This window comes from Sporomusa sp. KB1 (assembly GCF_007830295.1).
GTDB lineage: Bacteria > Bacillota > Negativicutes > Sporomusales > Sporomusaceae > Sporomusa.
The window spans coordinates 4,471,142-4,491,536 of sequence record NZ_VLKC01000002.1; the positions used below are offsets into that span (position 1 = coordinate 4,471,142).

Below are 20,395 nucleotides of genomic sequence, written 5' to 3' on the forward strand. Positions count from 1 at the left end.
GAAGAGCATGCTCAAAGAAGAAGAATTTAAAGAACTGCTAACTAAGGCCCAATCTGCCGACATATCGATAAGTGACCAAGCGAAAGAGCGTATTCTTGAAACCAATCTAAATCTAGTACGAAGCATTGTGCACCGCTTTACCAATCGCGGCTATGAATGGGATGATTTGTTCCAAATCGGCTGTATTGGCCTCTTAAAAGCGATTGAGCGTTTTGATTTGGGCTTTAATGTTAAATTTTCTACCTATGCTGTGCCGATGATCATTGGTGAAATCCGGCGATATATTAGAGATGATAATCCGGTTAAAGTCAGCCGTCCGTTAAAAGAACTTGCTTTTCGGGTCCATAAGACACAGGAAAAGTTGCAGGGAAACCTGGGACGTGAGCCAACAATTACTGAAATTGCTAAAGAACTGTCGCTCGCCCCGCAGGAAATTGTTTCAGCACTGGAAGCCGTTCAGCCCCAAGTATCTTTATATGAACAGACGTTTCAAAGCAGTGATGGCGGCGATGCTATCCATCTGCTGGATCAACTCGTATTAGCAGATGGTCAGGATAGTGGTTATTTTGATAAATTAGCATTGCGAGAGGTATTAACCCGTCTGCCGGTAAAGGAACGCACGGTAATCTATTTACGCTTCTTTGCTGATAAAACCCAGGCAGAAATTGCAACGATAATTGGATTATCTCAGGTACAGGTATCACGAATAGAAAAGCAAGCACTCAAAATAATTAGAAAACTATTGCAGACCTCATAAGTGAGGTCTGTTTTTATTTTACTATATATTCGCAAAAGTCTTTAACCACGTTGTATATAGTAAATTAAATTGCGGGCATAATAAATAGGGGTGATCATAATGGAACGTAGTATCGATAATTACAAACTTAAAGGGATCATTTACCTGTTCATAGTATTTTTGGTGATGGCCAGCAGCACGGCCGCCTGGCTTTATTTTAGTTCAGACATTCCCAAGAAAACTCCGATGCGGGCTAAACAAGTTTTTCTTTGGCATAACAATCAAAATAATGCACAAACTAGTATTGCCAATTAACTATAATCATTACAGGGGGTAATACGATGGTTGTAAAAGTCATTGAGTTAGTAGGAACATCTCACCACAATTGGACTGAGGCAGTTGACAATGCTGTTCTGGAAGCTTCTAAAACGGTAGACGACATTATGGGAGTTGAAGTCACCAATTTTACCGCGAATGTAGGCAAGGGGCATATTGCAGAATACAAAGCTGATGTGAAGATTGCTTTCCAGGTTCACCACTAAGATTTCTTGGAAATCAAGAAAGACACCTCTTGTGGTGTCTTTTCTTGTTAGAAAGTACTCGCGCGAGTGGAGGTGGCAAACACATGTTTAAGAGTAAAGCCAGTCAGGCCGAGCAACAACAATACCAGGAAAAATTTGAACAACTAAAACCTAAAACACCGATCCTCAAAAACGTAATCTGGGCATTTATTGTCGGTGGGTTAATTTGTGTGTTAGGACAATTTTTAGTGAATTATTTTGTAAGTTTGGGGTTTAGTAACAAAGAAGCTGGTGGTCCTACTTCTGTTGTATTAATATTTTTAAGTGCTTTGTTCACCGGATTAGGTATCTATGATGAACTGGGCCGCAGGGCAGGAGCTGGTTCTATTGTGCCAATTACCGGTTTTGCCAATTCAATCGTAGCTCCTGCTATGGAGTTTAAACGCGAAGGCTATGTATTTGGTATTGGCGCAAAGATGTTTATCATTGCCGGACCCGTACTCGTATATGGCATCTCAACAGCCATACTTATTGGCTTTATTTATTGGTTACGATTATAAAAAGCGAGGGAAATAGCATGAATAAAAAACGCGGACAACAAAGCATTATTTTTGCCTCGCCACCGGTCATAACAAGTACAGCTAATATAGTGGGGCCGATGGAAGGGGATGGCCTCTTAACCGAGTTCTATGATCGAATACTCAGCGATACTCTTGATAATAATTCCAGCTGGGAACAATGTGAATCCGCCATGATGGAATGGGCGATAAAAACCGCAGTAACTAAAGAAACTAGTGCCATTGATGATGTTGACTATGTTCTTGCCGGCGACTTGCTTAATCAGTTAATGAGTACCCATTTTGCACTAAGAGGCGTCGGACGACCTTTTTTGGGGTTGTATGGCGCTTGCTCGACAATGGTGGAAGGGATGCTAGTCGGTTCTACGCTGATTGATGGGGGATTTGCCAACAAGATTGTTGCCGCTGCGTCCAGCCACCATGATGCAGCCGAACGGCAATACCGCTTTCCAACAGAACAGGGTGTGCAACGGCCAATGGTATCACAGTGGACAGTGACCGGTTCAGGCGCTGCAGTTATTTCGGCCATTGGTAATGGACCGCGGATTACCGCTGCAACAGTGGGTAAAATAGTAGATATGGGGCTAAAAGATCCTAACGCTATGGGACCGGCAATGGCTCCCGCCGCTGTTGATACGTTATGGCATCATTTTGAAGACTCTGGCCGCCAGCCTGATTATTATGACATGATATACACTGGTGATCTTGGCAGTGTCGGTAAAGCGTTGGTTATCGAGCTATTTAAAGAAAAAGGTGTTGATTTATCGGCAAATTACGAAGATTGTGGCTGCATGATTTTCAGTAAAGATCAGGATCCCCATGCCGGTGCCAGCGGCTGCGCCAGTTCAGCTATAGTATTTACCGGCTATATTTACCGGCTGCTTATGCAGCAAAAGCTGCACAGGATTCTACTAGTAGGTACAGGCAGTTTACACAGTACGACATCGTATCAACAAAAAGAATCTATACCCTGTATTGCGCATGCTGTAGCACTCGAGATGTAAAGGAGGTAACCCACATTTGCAAACCTATCTAATGGCCTTTGTCATTGGCGGCTTGATTTGTGTACTTGGGCAACTACTCATGGATCTCACTCCGCTTACGCCAGCTCATGTCTTAGTATTATTTGTCGTCTTAGGCGGTGTTCTCAGCGGCTTAGGTCTATATCAGCCGTTAGTTGATATTGGTGGCGCCGGAGCAACCGTTCCGTTACCTGGGTTTGGTCATTCCCTGGTGTCTGGCACAATTGAGGAAATAAACAAAGTAGGTTTATGGGGAATCTTTACCGGAGCTGTTAAAGCAGCTGCAGCCGGAATAACGGCTGCAATCGTTTTCGCTCTGGCCATAGCAATAGTATTTAATCCGAAAGGGTAAATACTAGTACTATGGGATAGTGTCCTTAGTAAATTATGGGGTGATAAATGTGCCAAAGCGAGTTTCTAAAATAGCAAGTTATATTAAGCCTAACCAGTTACGATCACAAAGTCCGGAGCGTTCACAGATCGATGAGAGTGTTATCGAAGACATGGCCAAAATTTTTATGCAAACACAGGCTAATATGGTAAATAATCCTAAACAACAAACGAATAATTCCCAGGAAGTACTAAACCTATTACACCAAATTAATAATAAACTAGAAAACTTACAAGGCTCTCTTACCAGTAGTGATGCCGATGATCAGTCCCAGCAAGACATTCCACAATCTGGGCAAAATCAAATAAGCCAACAGATACAATCCGGGCAAAACGCTCAGGCAACTGCCAGTTCGACCGCTGAATCTGATGTGTCACAAGAATTAAAAAAATTATTTAGCACTTTACTTACAACTGGCGGACAAGCAACCACCTCCGGTGGCAAGCAAGCGGAAAATGCAAGCAGCCAAAAACAAATTCAGCAGCAACAAAGCCAAAACACCACGCAAGGTAACAATCAAAATTCCTCAATTGCTGTACAAACAGCGGCACAAGTACTTTCCCAAGCCCAGTATGAACTTTCCAATGAATTAGAAGCAAGCCTGCAAAGTCTCAAACAAGTAATAAGTGAAAGTGAAAAAATTGCTAATAAAATTAGCAATTTATTAGGAGAAGAAAATAACCAAAAGCAATGAGGTGTTGAATTGGAGAAGGTAACTGAACTTGATAAAAAAATCCGCGTTATTCTTGTTACCGATGGTGACAGGGTAGCTCAGCAAGCAGTTGAAACAATTGGCGCCTCTTTGGGATTACGATGTATTTCAGCTTCAGCAGGCAATCCAACACCCATCAGCGGCAAAAAAATTGTTGAGCTTTTGAAAACCGTCCCCTATGATCCGGTGTTAGTTATGTTTGATGATAAAGGCCGCTGCGAAAAAGCGGAGGGAGAACAGGCACTTGAATATGTTGCCAATCATCCTGACATCGAAGTACTCGGCGCAGTAGCAGTAGCCTCCAATACTACTGGTATCGACGGAGTCCATGCTGATGCATGTATTGACTGCCAAGGGCATGTAATTGATCTGTCAGTTGATAAAAAAGGAGAAATAAAAAAACAAAAGGATTGTGCCTGCAATCCGATGATTACTGGTGATACTGTTGATGTGCTTAATGATGTTGAAATACCGGTTATTATCGGTGTAGGCGATATCGGAAAAATGGATAAACATGACGATCTTAGCCGAGGTGCACCAATCACCCGGAGAGCAATTGAAGAGATACTGAAACGGAGTGACATTATTCATGGCTGATGAAAAAACAATTGCCAAAGAGATTGACAGCAATATAAATTATATTAAAGCCAAACTGGGGGTTGGCGAAACTTTTGATATCATCTTCCGTGAATACAAAGTAGGTCGAAAACGTGCGGCTTCCTTTTCCATAAATGGCATGACCAATGATGTTGTGTTATCAAATGTACTCGAAGAATTGACTGCCTACAACCAGGAAGATTTGACGATTAATACCTTAGAGAAACTGTTTTATTCCCGGGCAACCCATTCCCAGGCCAAACTACTGACAACTATGAATGATGCAATAACCAGTCTGTTATCAGGAGAAATGCTTTTTTTTGTTGATGGCGCAGAACAGGTCATCGTTCTAGATGCTCGTGCCTACCCGGCCCGCGCTCCTGCCGAATCTAATATTGAAAAAGTTACCAGAGGTTCGCGTGATTCTTTTGTCGAAACGATCGTATTTAACACGGCTCTAATCCGCAGACGTTTACGTGACCCCAATCTACGATTTGAAATAGTTAAGGTTGGTACGCGGTCTCAGTGTGATATTGCCGTTTGCTACATTAAAGATATTACCAATACAGAGTTAATTGCTACTGTCAAAGACAGGCTTAACAATATCAATATTGATGGCATACCGATGGCCGAAAAGGCTATCGAAGAATATATTGTCGGCGGCAGTAAGTGGAACCCGTTACCAAAAGTGCGGTACACCGAGCGTCCCGATGTTGCTGCAGTCCACCTGCTAGAAGGTCATGTATGCATAATTGTGGATACTTCGCCGAATATTATGATTTTGCCAACAACTCTGTGGCATCATGTACAACACGTCGAGGAATTTCATCAAAATGTAGTTATTGGCTCCTACCTGCGGCTAATTCGATTAGTTGGTGTGTTACTGTCATTAATTCTGCCGCCTTTATGGCTGGCATTCGTATTAAGCCGCCAGTTATTGCCTGAGTCGCTTGCTTTTCTCGGCCCCCAGTCGCCCGGCATAATACCTATCGGTATCCAATTTCTCCTGGCAGAATTCGGCGTGGAGTTAGTCAGAATGGCAACTGTGCATGTTCCTACAGCGCAGTCTACTGCGCTCGGTTTTATCGGCGCTTTCATGCTGGGCGACATTGCCACTAAGGTGGGGTTATTTGGCAATGAGACTATTTTTTATACTGCCGTAGCGGCAGTCGGTGCTTTTGCTACTCCCAGTATGGAATTTGCTATGGCAATACGTCTCTTTCGGGTCATCATCCTTATTTTAGTGATGCTGTTTAAAATACCAGGCTTATTGGGTGGGTTACTAGCAGTCTTCCTGCTGATGCTAACAACAAAATGTTTCAATATTCCCTATTTATGGCCAGCGCTGCCTTTTAATTTTAGTGCCATGAAAGATGTATTATTCCGTCTGCCGATACCAAACAAGATCCTACGTCCAGCGGTGCTTAAACCGCAAGATCAGGATCGACTTCAAAGTTCCGGCGAACAAGAAGATACTAAAAAGAATAAGGGCAATAAAAACAAATAAGAAAATGCCGCCCACTTTCAATTGCGGGCGGCATTTAAGTTGCTATTGAGATTCACTTACCGCGGAAAAATTGGCGTATACGTCCCATGCTTTCATTGATAGTAGCTTGTTGTTCCTCAAACGCCCCTTTGTTTTCGGCATTAATAGCATCTTTCATTTGGTTTACTGTTGCATGGGTCTTGGTAACCTCACCCCAAACACCAATTTGTTCCATACTTGGCTTTACTTTTTCCCATGTTCCCTGTAATTCTTTTACTTTAGCTGCAGCTTTTGGCCAATTTTTATCTTCTACAAAGAAGCTGACATTACGAATTCCGTTGCTAACAGCAATAATATCGGCAATAGGGGATAGTTTATATGATTTGCCAATATCGCTTACACTACCCATAAACTTAATTAGACTTTCGTAGGAGCCGGTTACCTTTTTACCATTGATGGCTGCTGTTAATTCTTCCATCGCTGCATCGGCTTCTTTTACGCCCTTTTTGTCGCCGACTGCGGCTTTAGCCTGTTGCCACAAAGCCTGTAGATTAGTAATTCCTGACTGAACCTGTGACCAATCTTCCTTATTAACTCCCTCAAATACAACCCCGGCAGTTGCTTCCAGGTCATATAATTCAACAGGTGCTGAAAAAAAACGTTCGATAAACGGTGGGTTTGGTTTTGACTCTACTGGTTTACCTGTTGGACCTATTTCTGGTTTGGGAGCAGGTTCAGACAGCGATCCGGATAAAAAGCCACAGCCAGTTAGAAATAGTGTCAAGAAAAGTAAGGACATTATACCAACTTTTACTGGTAATGATAGCCGCATCTAAGTAAATACCTCCTTCTTTTTTAGACAAAAATCATCCATTTGGGCCACCTATGTTTAGTCTAAACAAGTGTTACACATTTTAGTATAGAAATAATCGTCTATTTCATTTTGCTTTTTACTGCTTTTTTAGTATAATTTAGTAGTACGTTAAACGAAAGTTATGTTATAAGGAGGCTGTCTATTGTTTGGTTTTGATGCCGATATGATATTTCGGATTCCGGCACTATTAATTGCACTGACTGTACACGAATATGCGCATGCGAGGGCTGCTGTGACTTTAGGTGATCCGACACCAAGGCTTCTGGGGCGATTAACGCTAAATCCAGTCGCACATCTTGATCCGCTTGGTCTTATCATGCTATGGTTGTTTAAATTTGGCTGGGCTAAACCGGTACCTATCAACCCCAACTACTTTAAGAATTATCGCCAGGATATGTTAATCGTGTCCTTAGCCGGTCCGGTGTCAAATATGTTACTTGCGCTGTTAACAGCTTTCCTTATTGGAATTTTGGCTAAAATGCAGCTTTTAAACGGAAGCTGGATTAAGGTTTTGTGGATGACCTATACCTATAACATCATCCTGGCCATTTTCAATCTGGTACCGATACCACCGTTAGATGGCTCCAAAATATTGGCAAGCATACTTCCTGGTCGACAGGGACGAATTTTTGAACAAGTAGAACAGTATGGACCATTTATATTAATGGGGCTTGTCTATCTTGGCGTTATTGGTATGATTACTTATCCGCTTGAAAAAGGCTTGTCTTATGTAATTAATGCAATAGTTATGACAATTTTGTAACAGGAGGAGATACACTTGGCAAAAAAACGTATTTTTAGTGGCATGCAGCCATCAGGAAATTTTCATATGGGGAACTATCAGGTGCTTGCCAATTGGATTAACATGCAGGCAGAGTATGATTGTGTATATGCGATAGTAGACTGGCATGCGCTTACGTCTTCGTATGAAGATACCAGCAGAATTCCTGAACGCATTGAACATATGGCACTTGACTGGTTGAGTGCTGGGCTTGACCCGGAAAAAAATATTATCTTTGTGCAATCACACGTAAAAGAACATGCCGAATTGCATTTGTTATTATCCATGATGACCCCGTTATCCTGGCTTGAACGGGTACCCACTTATAAAGATAAATTACAGCAACTGGGTGAAATGGGTAAAGAAATTAATACCTACGGCTTCTTGGGTTATCCTGAACTGATGGCTGCCGACATCATGCTCTATAAAGCTGATGCTGTTCCGGTAGCTGAAGACCAAATACCGCACCTTGAACTGACACGAGAGATTGTTCGCCGGTTTGCGAATTTGTACAAGCCGGTGTTTCCTGAACCTCAGGCTATCTTAAGTCCACTGCTGCCAGGTATTGACGGACGCAAGATGAGCAAGTCCTACGGTAATGAAATTCCTTATGCAGCTGAACCGGATGAACTGCAGGCCCGGGTAAGACTTATGATTACCGACCCCCAGCGGGTCAAGAAAACTGATCCTGGCGACCCCGATATTTGTACAGTATATACCTTCCATAAAATTTTCAGTCCCGAACACAGTGAGATTGCCGGTCATTGCCGTAATGCCGGCATCGGTTGCGTAGACTGCAAAAAGCGGTTAGCCCAAAAGATGATCACTACTCTTGCCGATGTTCACGGTCGTCGTAAAGAGCTGGCTGCCAAACCTGATAAGATCAAAGAGATACTAGCCTACGGTGCTGAACGCGCACGGAAAATAGCAGCTGCAACCATGGAAGAAGTCCGGTCAATTATGCATCTGAGCTAACTTGTGGCTTATAGTATTAAGCTAGACGCTTTCGAGGGGCCATTAGCCCTATTGATGCATCTGATTGAAAAAAATCAGGTGGATATCTATGATATTCCCATAGCCACAATAACTGAGCAATATTTAGATTATCTTAAGGCCATGGAACAGTTTAGTATTGACGTGGCCAGCGAATTTTTGGTTATGGCAGCTACCCTGTTACAGATAAAATCGCGGATGCTATTACCACGTCCAGTTGTTTTAGAAGCAACCGAAGAAGGTATTGATCCACGGCAAGAACTAGTCGAACGATTAATTGAATACCGTAAATTTAAACAAATTTCACTGCTGCTTAATAAATTAGGGCACGACCGGGAACAGTTTGTTACCCGCTTTCCTCAGGAATTTGCCAAACAATTCCCGCTGCCGGAAGGACTTTGCCTTGACGATCTCCTGAAGGCATTTGCCGCACTGTGGGAAAGTTCTATCCCGGAATTTGCCGAAATTGCCCCTGAACAAATTAGCGTTAAAGATAAAATGCATGATATTATTACCCTCTTACGAAATAACAACGGGCATCTGGAATTTAACAGGACTATTATCCGGACAGGCTCCCGGTCGGAGTTTATTGCTGCTTTTTTGGCACTACTGGAACTAATCCGCTTAAAAAAGATCGTCATTTACCAGCAGAAGCCGTTTGCACCGATTGGCCTTACATTAAAGGAGTGACAGGAGAATATGTCGAACCGGCATTTGTGGGGAGCCATTGAGGCGTTGTTGTTTGCTAGTGGGCAACCGCTTCCACCGGAAAAAATTGCCGGGATACTCAACATTTCTATTGAGGAGGTCCATACACTAACTAATGATATGGCAACCTCAATGGCTGATGAAAAACGGGGCTTAACGATTGTTGAGGTAGCAGGTGGATATCAACTATGTACCAAGCCGATTTGGTTTTCCATTGTCAGTAAATTGGCTGAAATACAAGACAGCAGGTTGTCGGCAGCTGCATTGGAAACACTGGCAATTGTAGCCTTTAAGCAGCCTGTAACCAGACAGGAGATTGAAGGCATTCGTGGCGTTAACGCCGATCGAGTAATTGCAACCTTGCTTGACCGTTTTCTCATTAAAGAAATCGGACGCAAAGAGGCGGTAGGACGCCCGATTTTATATGGCACTACTAACGAATTTTTGCAATGCTTTGGGTTAAAAAGCCTGGATGATTTGCCAGCTATTGCCAGCTTAGTGCCTGTTGCCCCTGAGCAGTGAACTTGTTTCAGCATAGCTGAAACATCGGCGGGTTCAAGTGGGGAGTCTACTCCACCTGAACAAACGCTGCCTGCAGGGGCCGGAGTCTAACTCGCGCAAAAGATAAAAAGACAACTAATGGTTGTCTTTTTTTTTATCCAGATGGAAAGTTTGCGTTAACGCGTAGAGACATGAAATGCATAGTTTCGGGCAGTAGTGTAAAAAATCTAATATACCGAAGACAAAGAGGTAAAATACATGAACAATTGGCTATTCGTTTTGACGTCGACAGCCATTTTGCTAGTACTGGTTTTTCGTGTCAACGTATATATTGATTTACGCTTTTGCCGCCGTAACGATGACGATTATGTAGCTGTTACTGTATATGCCTTGCAGAAACTCTTTATTTATACTATAAAAATCCCAACAATTAAGCTTGTTCAGTATGATGATTTACCTTGGATTACATCTGAAATAGACGCTCCGCGGGGGGCAGCAACAACAAAGGTAAATCGTGAACAGCGCTTTATACAAAAAAGCATCAAACTATTATTCTATAATCCGGAACGTTTCCTGCGTCTGCTCAGAACAGCTAACCAGCTTATTCGTGGCTATCTCCGCTATGTGAATAGCCTTTCCAAGGGAATTCATTGTAAAAAATTTAAGTTAAAGATAATATATGGTTTTGAAGATGCCGCCTTTACTGGCATTATGATGGGTATACTAGGTTCATTGACTGAAAGTATGCTGAGATCTATACATAATCGACTGGTATTAGATGCCAAGCCGTGTATTAAAATACAGCCAATTTATGGGCACAGTCAACTTGAGATTGAGCTCAAGTGTATATTCAGGATACGATTTGGTAATGTTATTACTGCAACTATGGCAAATTTACTAAATTCAATGCACAGGGAGGCGACTCGCAGTGGCTGAGCATCCAATACAGGGTTTGATGAAAACGGCTATGGAAAGCATCAAAGGCATGATAGATGTCAATACCATTATCGGCGATGCAGTGGAAACTTCTGATGGCACAGTAATTATTCCCATCTCGCGGGTAGCATTTGGATTTGCAGCTGGCGGCGGTGACTATGAAGCGGAGGAGTTAAAAACCGACCACCCTTTTGGTGGTGCCAGCGGCGCTGGTATTAGCGTTAAGCCAGTAGGCTTTTTAGTATGCTCGCCAACTAATGGTGTACGGTTTATGTCTGTAGAAAGCAATCTTTTTTATGACCGTCTGATAGATATGGTGCCACAAGTAATGACTAAAATTGAAAATATGCTAAAAGGTGGTACTGATGAGGAAACTGACCTTGAACAGCTTGCTCATCCTGCCGCAACCGATTCTTCCCACCAGCATTCGGCTTACAGATAGTTTGATCTGAGCATGTATTGATTTATATGTAAACCCACACATAATTGTGTGGGTTTTTACATATAAATCTACTAATCATTAAGCTAAGCCATCAAGTTTCTCTTTAATTTGAGTAGAATGTAAAGCCTCTGCTTCAGCAAAATGTTTGAACATTTTAGCGACTTCCTGGTCGCCAATGCGATCAGCGAAAGACTGATAATCACGCACAAGTTCTTGCTTTTGCGTAAGTGTGGTACGTAAGGCTGTTTTGAGGTCAAGAGTTTCCATAGTGAATCACCTCCTTGAATTTGTTACTATTATCTCCGGCTGCGCATTAAATAATCCCCGGATATTATTACATCCAAAATTAGACAAGTTTTGTAATAAGTTAATTTTGACCTTGAGCCAAATTAATTATATAATAAGATTTGGCTTATAATTAAACGAAGGGATTGGACTCATGCGACAACTAGCTAATCTTGGAATACTGTTAGTCATATGCCTGGTGTTTTTGCCAACAACAGTATTCGCAGGAGATTTTATACCAGAACTTACGGCTAAATCAGCCATCGTCATGGAAGCGTCAACAGGAAAAGTGCTTTATAGCAGAAATGCCAGCGAACGGCGTTATCCGGCCAGTACTACCAAGATTATTACATTAATTACCGCGCTGGAGTATGGTAATCTTGATGATAATGTAGTTGCCAGTCCCAATGCCGCTACCACCGAAGGCTCGTCACTGTGGCTTTCACCTGGAGAACAGCTTAAACTACGTGACATGTTGTATGGTATAATGCTTGTTTCTGGTAATGATGCTACCGTAGCCGTAGCTGAGCATATTTCGGGATCAGTCGAAGGCTTCGCCAAGCTAATGACTGAAAAAGCGCATGCGCTTGGTGCAGTCAACAGCAACTTTGTAAATACCAGCGGACTACCTGATGAAAGACATTACACCACCGCCTATGATTTAGCTATAATTACGGCATATGGCTATAAGAATCCGCTATTTACTCAAATTGTTTCTACCAAGAATAAAATCATTCCCTGGCCTGGCAAAGAACATGATCGGGATTTATACAACGAAAATAGAATGTTATGGTTATATGATGGGGCAAATGGGGTTAAAACCGGCTATACCGACGCAGCGGGACGCTGCCTGGTTTCAGCTGCCAATCGAAATGGTATCCAAATCGTTGCGATCGTACTGGATAGTGAACGCATGTGGGATGATTCGATCAAGCTTTTGGATTATGGCTTTGCGCAGCTTAAACAAGTGCCTGTCATTACTAAGGGTGATATCTTAAAAACTGTTAAAATCAAAGAGGGAAAAGCAAGCAATGTCAAGTTACTGGCAGCCAATGATATTATCTTACCGATAGCAGACAATGAGCACGACAAATTTACCACTGTTGTTGAAGCCCCCGCCAAAATTACAGCGCCGATTGCTATTGGTCAGAAACTTGGCACAGTTAAAATTATGTACAATAACGTAGAGGTTGCCAATACAGATTTAATTGCCGACCAGCCGGTAGAAAAAAAATCATTTTTTACCATGTTTTGGGGATCAGTAGTTAGTTTCGTAACATTCGTAATTCATAACTTTGCTTGAAGGACGCCATTAGGCGTCTTTCTTTACGTTCTAGCTGGCTATAATTTGTCATACCATCATAATGGGTGATATTTACCATGATTAATCTAATTTGGATGGTACTTATAGCCAGTGGTATTATTTATGCCGGCATGAATGGACGTATTGAAGTTGTTACAGCAAGTGCTATCAGTGCAGCTAAAAGCGCAGTAGAATTATCCATTAACTTAATTGGCGTCATGTGTTTATGGTTGGGTATTATGCGAATTGCTGAATCAGCAGGCCTAATCAAAATCATTTCCTATCTTTTACAGCCCCTCGTAGGTTTACTGTTTCCCTCTGTACCCAAAAACCATCCGGCTATGGGTGCCATTATTATGACACTTAGTGCTAATATGTTAGGGCTGGGTAATGCTGTAACACCGCTTGGGATTAAAGCTATGCAGCAGTTACAAACCCTTAACCCCAAAAAAGATACGGCTACTGCAGCTATGTGCACCTTATTGGCACTCTGTACTACCGGCTTTACTCTCGTTCCGGCCACGATTATTGCCTTACGCTCTGCGGCAGGTTCAGTCAATCCTACCGAAATTGTAGGGTCAACCCTTATTGTTAGTTTGTTTGCTACCATTTTGGTACTTATTGTTGATCGGCTGTGTCAAATGATATGTAAACGGTAAGCAAGGGGGATGTCCTCATGTTGCTTGAACTGTGTGAGCAGTTATCAGTCTGGGTAATTCCTGCTGTACTGCTCCTAATTCCGGTAATTGGGTATTTTAAAAAAGTAAAAGTATATGAAGCCTTTGTTGAAGGCGCTGCCGAAGGGTTTCACACAGCCATCCGCATCCTGCCATGTCTTGTTGCCATGCTGGTAGCTATCAGTATCTTCCGGGCATCAGGGGCCTTGGATGCGTGTGTAGAGTTTATGGCCCCGGTACTGCATATGCTAGGTGTACCAGCTGACTTAGTGCCGCTGGCAATCATGCGGCCACTGTCAGGAAGCGGCTCGCTGGGAATAGCGACCGAACTCCTCAACACCTATGGTCCTGATTCCCTGGTTGGGCGAATAGCCTCTACCGTATTAGCCAGTACTGACACAACCTTTTATGTGTTGACAGTCTATTTTGGCGCAGTGGCTGTCAATAATCCCCGCTATGCACTGCTAGTTGGATTGTCTGGTGATATTGCCAGTTTCCTGGCTTCTGTTTACATATGCCAATATCTGTTCGGTACTAACTGGTAACAATTTGTTACCAGTATTTTTATGCTTGTATTTTGTGGCACTTCAAGGAGCAACGAATACACTGTAGTGTGATTTCAAAGCAGGAATTGGAGGGGAAGTCTATGATTAAGGTGGTCGTGGTCGGTGGTGGCTGGGCTGGTTGTGCCGCAGCGTTAGCAGCGTCTAAAGCGGGAGCTCAGGTAGTTTTACTTGAACGCACCGACTTATTGCTGGGAACGGGTTTAGTTGGCGGTATATTCCGTAATAACGGCAGGTTTACAGCAGCTGAAGAAGCAATTGCCATGGGCGGCGGAGATTTATTTGTGGCCATGGATGCTAATACCAGACACCGGGGCATAGATTTTCCCGGACATAGTCATGCGTCTTTTTATGATGTAACTACCATGGAGCCATTGGTAAAAAGGATTCTCCAAAACTATGGTATTGATATTAAGACACGTGCAAGAGTATCTGGTGTTGTTAAACATGGGAAGAAAATCCAGTATCTCACTGACGACAATGATGAAATTATTAATGGTGATGCCTTTGTTGACACAACAGGAACTACCGGTCCAATGGGCAATTGCTTAAAGTATGGTAATGGCTGTGCCATGTGTATTCTTCGCTGCCCGACTTTTGGGCCGCGGGTGAGCCTAACCGCCAAAGCTGAAATCAAAGAAGTAATGGGTAAAAAAGCAGATGGCTCCTATGGTGCAATGAGTGGCTCCTGCAAGATTAATAAAGATTCGCTTAGCTTGGAGCTCAAATCCCAGTTGGAAAAAGAGGGCATGGCAGTAATCCCCTTGCCTGAAAATCTTAAAAAATCAGGTATGCTCGGCAAAAAGGCTTGTTCACAATATGCCATTGCTGATTATGCCGAGAATATTGTTCTTATTGATACTGGTCATGCCAAGCTGATGACCCCTTTTTTTCCGCTTGACCTGTTACGAACGATACCCGGACTTGAACGCGCCCGTTATGAAGATCCCTACTCTGGCGGAGTAGGCAACTCTATCCGCTATCTGGGCATTGCCCCCTGTGATAGTTCACTAAAAGTGGAGGGAATAGATAATTTATTCTGTGCAGGCGAAAAATCAGGAATATTAGTTGGTCACACGGAAGCTGTGGTAACCGGGCTGCTTGCTGGCCACAATGCCGTTCGCTGTTGCCTTGATATGCAGTATCTTGAACTCCCGTCCGAATTGGCTTCCGGTGATTTTATTCGGTTTATTCATGAACAAATGACCACAGAGGAAGGAATTAAACTAAGATATACCTTCTCGGGTTCGATATATTTCGAACGCATGAAAAGCTTAGGGCTTTATTCAGCACAACGCAGCGATATTACGGAACGAATAAACAAGGCCGGCCTTACCGATATTTATAATACTTGTTTGGTATAATGAGGAGGGATCGTTATGCTTAAAAAATTGGCTAGCCGATGTATTGATATCAACTCACCCTATTGTCCCTGCCTGCTAGCGGAAACTAATCATTGCACTTTTTGCAGTCATTTGAAAGGTAAGGAGGTATGTGACTGTAACTGGAGTGGAGTGTGCATACTATATGAAAAACAGTGGCAACTGAAAAAAAATAATTGGCTAAGTGATATTGATGCACCAGTACGTTTGGAAGCTGATACTGAGTTTGTCGTAAAAGAGAAAATTTCTGAGCATACATACTTATTAGAAATTGAAGTTACGCCTGAACTTGCTCAGTCAGTTGACAAATGCGGCTCTTTTGTTTTTTTGCGCCGGCCAATAGACCAGCAATTTTATCACTTTCCCACCGGTGTAATGAAGGTAACCGGGAATACTATTCAGGTAGTTGTCGAAACAATTGGTCCTAAATCTGCGCGTCTGCTAGCTAATGATAATAAACAAGTATTAGTACGTGGACCATATTATAATGGTATTTTTGGTCAACCCTGGATTGACAATATAGATGATGGTAAAATATTATTAATAGTTGGAGGTATCGGACAGTCACCAGCTATACCAATAGCCCGGCAACTAGTAAAAAAGAACAACACTATCCAGGTTATTGTAGCACCTGGAAAGATTGGGAAGGTATTTATTGCCGGCGAACTTATCGAGCTTGGAGTTAACGTTCAGGAAGTAGCCTCTATGCGTGAGCTGGGAATACGTCTTTTGTCCGAGCAGTTGGCCGATAGCCAAAAATGTCCGGAACTAATCGTCAGTGCCGGCCCTGATGACCAACATTATGGAATTATTACTGCTATGCACGCCGCGAGAGTTAGTCTGCCGATGGCAGCTACTAATAACACTACTATGTGCTGCGGTGAAGGAATTTGTGGCAGTTGTGAACGAGTAACCAAGGACAATAAACATGTGCGTACCTGTAAAGTCCAGACTGATTTTAGTCAATTCATTCAAGAGTAAAATACATTTTGAAAGTAGGAATCGAAATTTAATGTTAGAACGTTTGCAGAAAGTAATTGCGCAAGCTGGAGTTGCTTCACGGCGGGATGCCGAAGAGCTCATAAAAGCGGGGCGGGTAACGGTTAATAACAAGGTTGTTACCGAACTTGGTACCAAGGTTGAGCCTAAACGGGATCGGATTGCCGTTGATAACAAACTGATAAAAGCCGAAAAATATCTCTATATTTTACTTAACAAACCCAAAGGGGTAATAACAGCTCTGGAAGATCCTCAAGGCCGCAAAACAGTGGCCGACCTTGTTGCCAATATTCCGGAGCGAATTTATCCTGTTGGCAGACTGGATTATAACACCGAAGGATTACTTATTATGACCAATGACGGCGATTTAACCAATACCTTAACCCATCCCAGTCATGAAATTGCTAAAACTTATTTAGCGAAGGTTCAGGGGTATCCCCCGGAGGAGAAGCTTGATAAGTTACGGGTAGGTATTAAACTGGAAGATGGCATGACTGCCCCTGCTAAAATCAATAAGATAGCCATTGACCAGGAAAAAGAACTGACTACACTGGAGATAGTTATCTATGAAGGTAAAAACAGGGAAATACGTCGAATGTGTGAGGCCATCGGCTATCCTGTGAAAAATCTCAAACGAATTCAAATTGCCTTCTTAACATTAGAAGGGCTTCGCCGTGGGCAGTACCGCCAACTGCACGCGGGGGAAGTGGAGGAATTAAAAAGATTGGGCAAAAAACAAAGCGATTAATTTTTTCACCCTTATTTCGGAGAATAAGGGTTTTTTACTAAATTAACTACAATACTACTTTTGAAAAGTGAGTGTGAGATATGAAACAGGTTCTTATCATTGGTGGCGGTGCTGCCGGCCTTATGGCAGCAGTCAGCGCCGCACAGCACGGAGCTAAGGTAACAATATTGGAAAAAATGAAGGATATCGGTCGTAAAATACTCATTACGGGAAAGGGACGCTGTAATCTTACTAATAGCTGTGATATTCCTGAATTAGTAAAAAACATGCCAGGAAACGGTTCCTTTTTATACAGCGCCTTTCATGCCTTTAGCAATCTTGATAGTATTGAATTCTTCAATCAGGCCGGCTTACCAACAAAGGTGGAACGCGGCGGACGTGTCTTTCCAGTCAGCGATCAAGCCAAAGATGTCATTAAAGCATTTGCCAGGCAACTAGCCAAACTAGATGTTGCTGTTACATTGGGGCAGCCGGTAAAAAAACTAATCGTAGAAAATGGCAGGGCCATTGGCGCTGCCACGATTGATGCTGAATATCGGGCTGATGCTATAATTGTCACCACAGGTGGCGCATCCTATCCAGGTACAGGCTCTTCCGGTGATGGCTATCGATTGGCTGAGGTTATCGGCCATACCATTGTACCGCTCAAACCGTCCTTGGTACCGCTTGAAGTCGAAGAAGACTGGATAACCGAGCTACAGGGATTATCACTCAAAAATGTTACGGCAACTGTTATCTGTGACGGTAAAAAAGCAGCTGATGAATTTGGTGAGATGCTATTCACTCATTACGGCTTGTCTGGCCCTATAATTCTATCCTTGAGCAAAAAGGTCGCAGAACTATTTGTTGCCACTCCTGATAAAGAAGTAACAATAGAAATTAATCTTAAACCTGCACTCAGCATGGAGATTTTGGACAAGCGATTACAACGTGATTTTACCAAATTTGCTAAAAAACAACTAAAAAATTCCTTGCATGAACTGCTGCCAGCCAAACTAATTCCTGTTGTAATTGACTTGTCGTTTATCGACGCCGATAAATTTGTTCATCAGATTACCAAAGAAGAACGCTCTCGTTTACTGAATGTTTTACAACATCTCACATTTACAATTCCTCAAACCCGGCCGGTGACTGAAGCTATCGTAACCGCCGGTGGTGTCAGCACTAAAGAAATAGATGCTCGCACAATGGAGTCCAAATTGGTCAACGCGCTTTTTTTTGCGGGAGAAGTCATTGATATTGATGGTTATACTGGTGGTTTTAATTTGCAAGCAGCCTTTTCTACCGGTTATGTGGCCGGCAAGTATGCGGCGACGTAATACTATGTTTGCAGGCCCGGCGGGTGGTGTATTGACAATGCTCCACCACTAGCGTTTGACTTTTGCTTTTGCCAACACACCACCCGCCTGCAAAAATCTTACATCTTGTATATAGCGATAGGAGGGAGTCGTATGGAAAACAGGAATAACAGGTTCCGTCGCAAATACATTATTACTATTGATCGCCTGCTTATAAGACTGACGACAATTGCTGTTATCCTGTTAGTAGTTGTTCAAGCACTCCTCTTACATGCCGACACCCGGAAATATTTATCGCTAGTAGATAAATTGGAGGGAGAACAACTAACATCTCCCCCAACAATGTATGCTGCTGACATTTCCCGGGTTGATTCTAATAAAATAATGACCACGGTAGACAAAGTTATTGCCAAATCCATACGTTCCTTACGCTCTGGTCAAGAGATTACGATCCGAATGATTACCCCGGCAGCTACTGGCGATGGATTGCTAACAATAAATGGTGAAGTAGTTGGTAATTTTGCCAAAGGAAACATTGAATTTACTGTATATAACGGTGATTATATTGAAATTGACGTTACCAAGCTTACAAGGCCTGCTCAATTTATTATTGATACCCATAAAAATGATAGGATACTATCACCGTTAGATGGTATTCTACTCCAAAGCCGGAGTAATGTCATAGTTGTCGGCAAGGTTATATTGAAACGGTAAACTACTGCTGGAAAGCCATCACATAAAATTGCCAATAGTTGCTAAAGATTAGAGGAAATTTTTATTAGGCAGGGAAGTTATATTTAATATATTTTTCGATATTTGTGGAGGCCTATTATGATTATTTTGATGAATGCAGCCACTGCCGACCAAGTAGACCGAGTATTGGATAAGCTTCGTCAACTAGGTTTAGATGGCCACTTAATCTCCGGCTTAAGTGATAAAATTATTACAGCCAATGGTGACCTAGCTGCCTGTAATCCCGACTTATACGAAAGAATGCCTGGTGTCGATAAAGTTCTGCTTGTTGAAACACCTTACAAATTGGCCAGCAGAGAATTTCAGCCCAAAAATACTGTTGTCAAGGTTGGCAGCGCCAGTTTTGGTGGTAAATCCATACCGGTTATTGCCGGACCATGCGCGATTGAAAGTTATGAGCAGCTATATCAGGCAGGTGTAAGTGCCAAAGCCGCTGGCGCAGCCATGCTGCGCGGTGGCGCTTATAAACCACGCACCTCACCTTATAGTTTTCAAGGACTAGAAAAAAAAGGACTGGAAATAATCAAGAAGGTTGGGCGAGAATTAGCTTTGCCGGTTATCTCGGAAGTAACTGATCCGCGTAACGTGGAGTTAATGGCAGAACATGTGGACATGCTGCAAATTGGCACACGTAATATGCAAAACTTTGTGTTGCTCAAAGAAGTAGCCTTGAGCAAGAAACCGGTTTTGCTTAAACGTGGTCTGGCGGCAACTATTGAGGAATGGCTTATGGCTGCCGAATACATACTGTCAAGCGGCAATAATCAAATCGTACTTTGTGAGCGGGGGATCAGGACTTATGAAACCTATACACGAAATACCTTAGATTTGACCGTCGTACCGGTAATTAAACATCTAAGTCACTTGCCTATTATTGTTGATCCCAGCCATGGTACAGGCAGCTGGCGTTGGGTTAGTCCTATGGCCAAGGCGGCGATAGCTGCCGGGGCAGACGGCCTCTTAATTGAAATGCACCAAAACCCGGAAGAAGCCTTATCTGATGGACCACAGTCACTAACGCCGGAAAATTTTGCTCAACTTATGGTAGACTTGAGTAATTTAACTACCGTACTCGGACGTTCATTAACTAACAAAATCAAATAGTAAAG

General features: G+C 42.7%; 26 protein-coding genes. 24 read left to right on the forward strand and 2 right to left on the reverse strand.

What is annotated here, in order from left to right:
* Nucleotides 1-7 precede the first annotated feature (7 nt).
* From SALPA_RS24700 to SALPA_RS24740, 9 genes are all read left to right on the forward strand, one after another.
* Entirely contained in the window at nucleotides 8-757 is a 750-nt protein-coding gene (locus SALPA_RS24700) for a SigF/SigG family RNA polymerase sporulation sigma factor (protein ID WP_145100314.1), read from the forward strand.
* A 99-nt stretch (nucleotides 758-856) separates the two neighbouring features.
* Entirely contained in the window at nucleotides 857-1,051 is a 195-nt protein-coding gene (locus tag SALPA_RS24705; protein ID WP_145100317.1) for a hypothetical protein, read from the forward strand.
* A gap of 26 nt (nucleotides 1,052-1,077) precedes the next feature.
* Nucleotides 1,078-1,278 (forward strand): dodecin family protein, encoded by a 201-nt coding sequence (locus SALPA_RS24710; protein WP_145100320.1) that lies wholly within the window; start codon nucleotides 1,078-1,080, stop codon nucleotides 1,276-1,278.
* A gap of 83 nt (nucleotides 1,279-1,361) precedes the next feature.
* On the forward strand, nucleotides 1,362-1,817 hold the full coding sequence (gene spoVAC, locus SALPA_RS24715) for a stage V sporulation protein AC (protein ID WP_145100323.1): 456 nt from the start codon (nucleotides 1,362-1,364) through the stop codon (nucleotides 1,815-1,817).
* Between the two features lie 17 nt (nucleotides 1,818-1,834).
* A complete protein-coding gene (gene spoVAD, locus SALPA_RS24720) occupies nucleotides 1,835-2,839 on the forward strand; it encodes a stage V sporulation protein AD (RefSeq protein WP_145100326.1) in 1,005 nt (334 codons plus the stop codon).
* Between the two features lie 31 nt (nucleotides 2,840-2,870).
* Entirely contained in the window at nucleotides 2,871-3,209 is a 339-nt protein-coding gene (gene spoVAE, locus SALPA_RS24725) for a stage V sporulation protein AE (RefSeq protein ID WP_145102249.1), read from the forward strand.
* A 49-nt stretch (nucleotides 3,210-3,258) separates the two neighbouring features.
* Complete coding sequence (locus SALPA_RS24730) at nucleotides 3,259-3,942, forward strand: hypothetical protein (RefSeq protein WP_145100329.1); 684 nt, start codon at nucleotides 3,259-3,261, stop codon at nucleotides 3,940-3,942.
* A 9-nt stretch (nucleotides 3,943-3,951) separates the two neighbouring features.
* Entirely contained in the window at nucleotides 3,952-4,557 is a 606-nt protein-coding gene (locus SALPA_RS24735; protein ID WP_145100332.1) for a stage V sporulation protein AE, read from the forward strand.
* Nucleotides 4,550-6,064 (forward strand): spore germination protein, encoded by a 1,515-nt coding sequence (locus SALPA_RS24740; protein ID WP_145100335.1) that lies wholly within the window; start codon nucleotides 4,550-4,552, stop codon nucleotides 6,062-6,064. The genes SALPA_RS24735 and SALPA_RS24740 overlap by 8 nt, the downstream gene beginning before the upstream one ends.
* Nucleotides 6,065-6,116: 52 nt before the next feature.
* Here SALPA_RS24740 and SALPA_RS24745 read toward each other — a convergent pair whose 3' ends face one another.
* A complete protein-coding gene (locus SALPA_RS24745; protein WP_145100337.1) occupies nucleotides 6,117-6,875 on the reverse strand; it encodes a hypothetical protein in 759 nt (252 codons plus the stop codon).
* Between the two features lie 184 nt (nucleotides 6,876-7,059).
* Between SALPA_RS24745 and SALPA_RS24750 the strand changes: the two genes are divergently transcribed.
* The 6 genes from SALPA_RS24750 (at nucleotide 7,060) to ytfJ (ending at nucleotide 11,278) form a co-directional block, all read left to right on the forward strand.
* Nucleotides 7,060-7,680: a site-2 protease family protein gene (locus SALPA_RS24750; protein ID WP_145100340.1), complete on the forward strand. Its 621-nt coding sequence runs from the start codon at nucleotides 7,060-7,062 to the stop codon at nucleotides 7,678-7,680.
* 15 nt (nucleotides 7,681-7,695) lie between these two features.
* Complete coding sequence (gene trpS / locus SALPA_RS24755; RefSeq protein ID WP_145100343.1) at nucleotides 7,696-8,673, forward strand: tryptophan--tRNA ligase; 978 nt, start codon at nucleotides 7,696-7,698, stop codon at nucleotides 8,671-8,673.
* Nucleotides 8,674-8,727: 54 nt separating this feature from the next.
* Complete coding sequence (locus tag SALPA_RS24760) at nucleotides 8,728-9,381, forward strand: ScpA family protein (RefSeq protein WP_145102251.1); 654 nt, start codon at nucleotides 8,728-8,730, stop codon at nucleotides 9,379-9,381.
* Nucleotides 9,382-9,390: 9 nt separating this feature from the next.
* Complete coding sequence (gene scpB / locus SALPA_RS24765) at nucleotides 9,391-9,921, forward strand: SMC-Scp complex subunit ScpB (RefSeq protein ID WP_145100346.1); 531 nt, start codon at nucleotides 9,391-9,393, stop codon at nucleotides 9,919-9,921.
* Between the two features lie 237 nt (nucleotides 9,922-10,158).
* The gene (locus SALPA_RS24770; RefSeq protein ID WP_145100349.1) at nucleotides 10,159-10,836 is read left to right on the forward strand and encodes a DUF2953 domain-containing protein; all 678 of its coding nucleotides are present in this window, start codon (nucleotides 10,159-10,161) and stop codon (nucleotides 10,834-10,836) included.
* The gene (gene ytfJ / locus SALPA_RS24775; protein ID WP_145100352.1) at nucleotides 10,829-11,278 is read left to right on the forward strand and encodes a GerW family sporulation protein; all 450 of its coding nucleotides are present in this window, start codon (nucleotides 10,829-10,831) and stop codon (nucleotides 11,276-11,278) included. The genes SALPA_RS24770 and ytfJ overlap by 8 nt, the downstream gene beginning before the upstream one ends.
* Before the next feature lie 78 nt (nucleotides 11,279-11,356).
* Here the strand turns inward: ytfJ and SALPA_RS24780 are convergent, their stop codons facing one another.
* Nucleotides 11,357-11,545, reverse strand: coding sequence for a rubrerythrin family protein (locus tag SALPA_RS24780; RefSeq protein ID WP_145100355.1), 189 nt, complete (start codon nucleotides 11,543-11,545; stop codon nucleotides 11,357-11,359).
* A 172-nt stretch (nucleotides 11,546-11,717) separates the two neighbouring features.
* Here SALPA_RS24780 and SALPA_RS24785 point away from each other — a divergent pair, with 172 nt between their 5' ends.
* From SALPA_RS24785 to aroF, 9 genes are all read left to right on the forward strand, one after another.
* Nucleotides 11,718-12,866, forward strand: coding sequence for a D-alanyl-D-alanine carboxypeptidase family protein (locus SALPA_RS24785; RefSeq protein WP_145100358.1), 1,149 nt, complete (start codon nucleotides 11,718-11,720; stop codon nucleotides 12,864-12,866).
* Nucleotides 12,867-12,943: 77 nt separating this feature from the next.
* Entirely contained in the window at nucleotides 12,944-13,525 is a 582-nt protein-coding gene (locus SALPA_RS24790; protein ID WP_145100361.1) for a nucleoside recognition domain-containing protein, read from the forward strand.
* A gap of 17 nt (nucleotides 13,526-13,542) precedes the next feature.
* The gene (locus SALPA_RS24795) at nucleotides 13,543-14,088 is read left to right on the forward strand and encodes a spore maturation protein (RefSeq protein WP_145100364.1); all 546 of its coding nucleotides are present in this window, start codon (nucleotides 13,543-13,545) and stop codon (nucleotides 14,086-14,088) included.
* 101 nt (nucleotides 14,089-14,189) lie between these two features.
* On the forward strand, nucleotides 14,190-15,470 hold the full coding sequence (locus SALPA_RS24800; RefSeq protein ID WP_145100367.1) for an FAD-dependent oxidoreductase: 1,281 nt from the start codon (nucleotides 14,190-14,192) through the stop codon (nucleotides 15,468-15,470).
* A gap of 15 nt (nucleotides 15,471-15,485) precedes the next feature.
* Entirely contained in the window at nucleotides 15,486-16,469 is a 984-nt protein-coding gene (locus SALPA_RS24805) for a hypothetical protein (RefSeq protein WP_145100370.1), read from the forward strand.
* Nucleotides 16,470-16,500: 31 nt separating this feature from the next.
* Nucleotides 16,501-17,235 (forward strand): pseudouridine synthase, encoded by a 735-nt coding sequence (locus SALPA_RS24810; RefSeq protein WP_145100373.1) that lies wholly within the window; start codon nucleotides 16,501-16,503, stop codon nucleotides 17,233-17,235.
* A gap of 80 nt (nucleotides 17,236-17,315) precedes the next feature.
* Nucleotides 17,316-18,554 (forward strand): NAD(P)/FAD-dependent oxidoreductase, encoded by a 1,239-nt coding sequence (locus SALPA_RS24815; protein ID WP_145100376.1) that lies wholly within the window; start codon nucleotides 17,316-17,318, stop codon nucleotides 18,552-18,554.
* 132 nt (nucleotides 18,555-18,686) lie between these two features.
* Nucleotides 18,687-19,247, forward strand: coding sequence for a DUF5359 family protein (locus tag SALPA_RS24820; RefSeq protein ID WP_145100379.1), 561 nt, complete (start codon nucleotides 18,687-18,689; stop codon nucleotides 19,245-19,247).
* Between the two features lie 117 nt (nucleotides 19,248-19,364).
* Entirely contained in the window at nucleotides 19,365-20,390 is a 1,026-nt protein-coding gene (gene aroF / locus SALPA_RS24825) for a 3-deoxy-7-phosphoheptulonate synthase (protein ID WP_145100382.1), read from the forward strand.
* Nucleotides 20,391-20,395 lie beyond the last annotated feature (5 nt).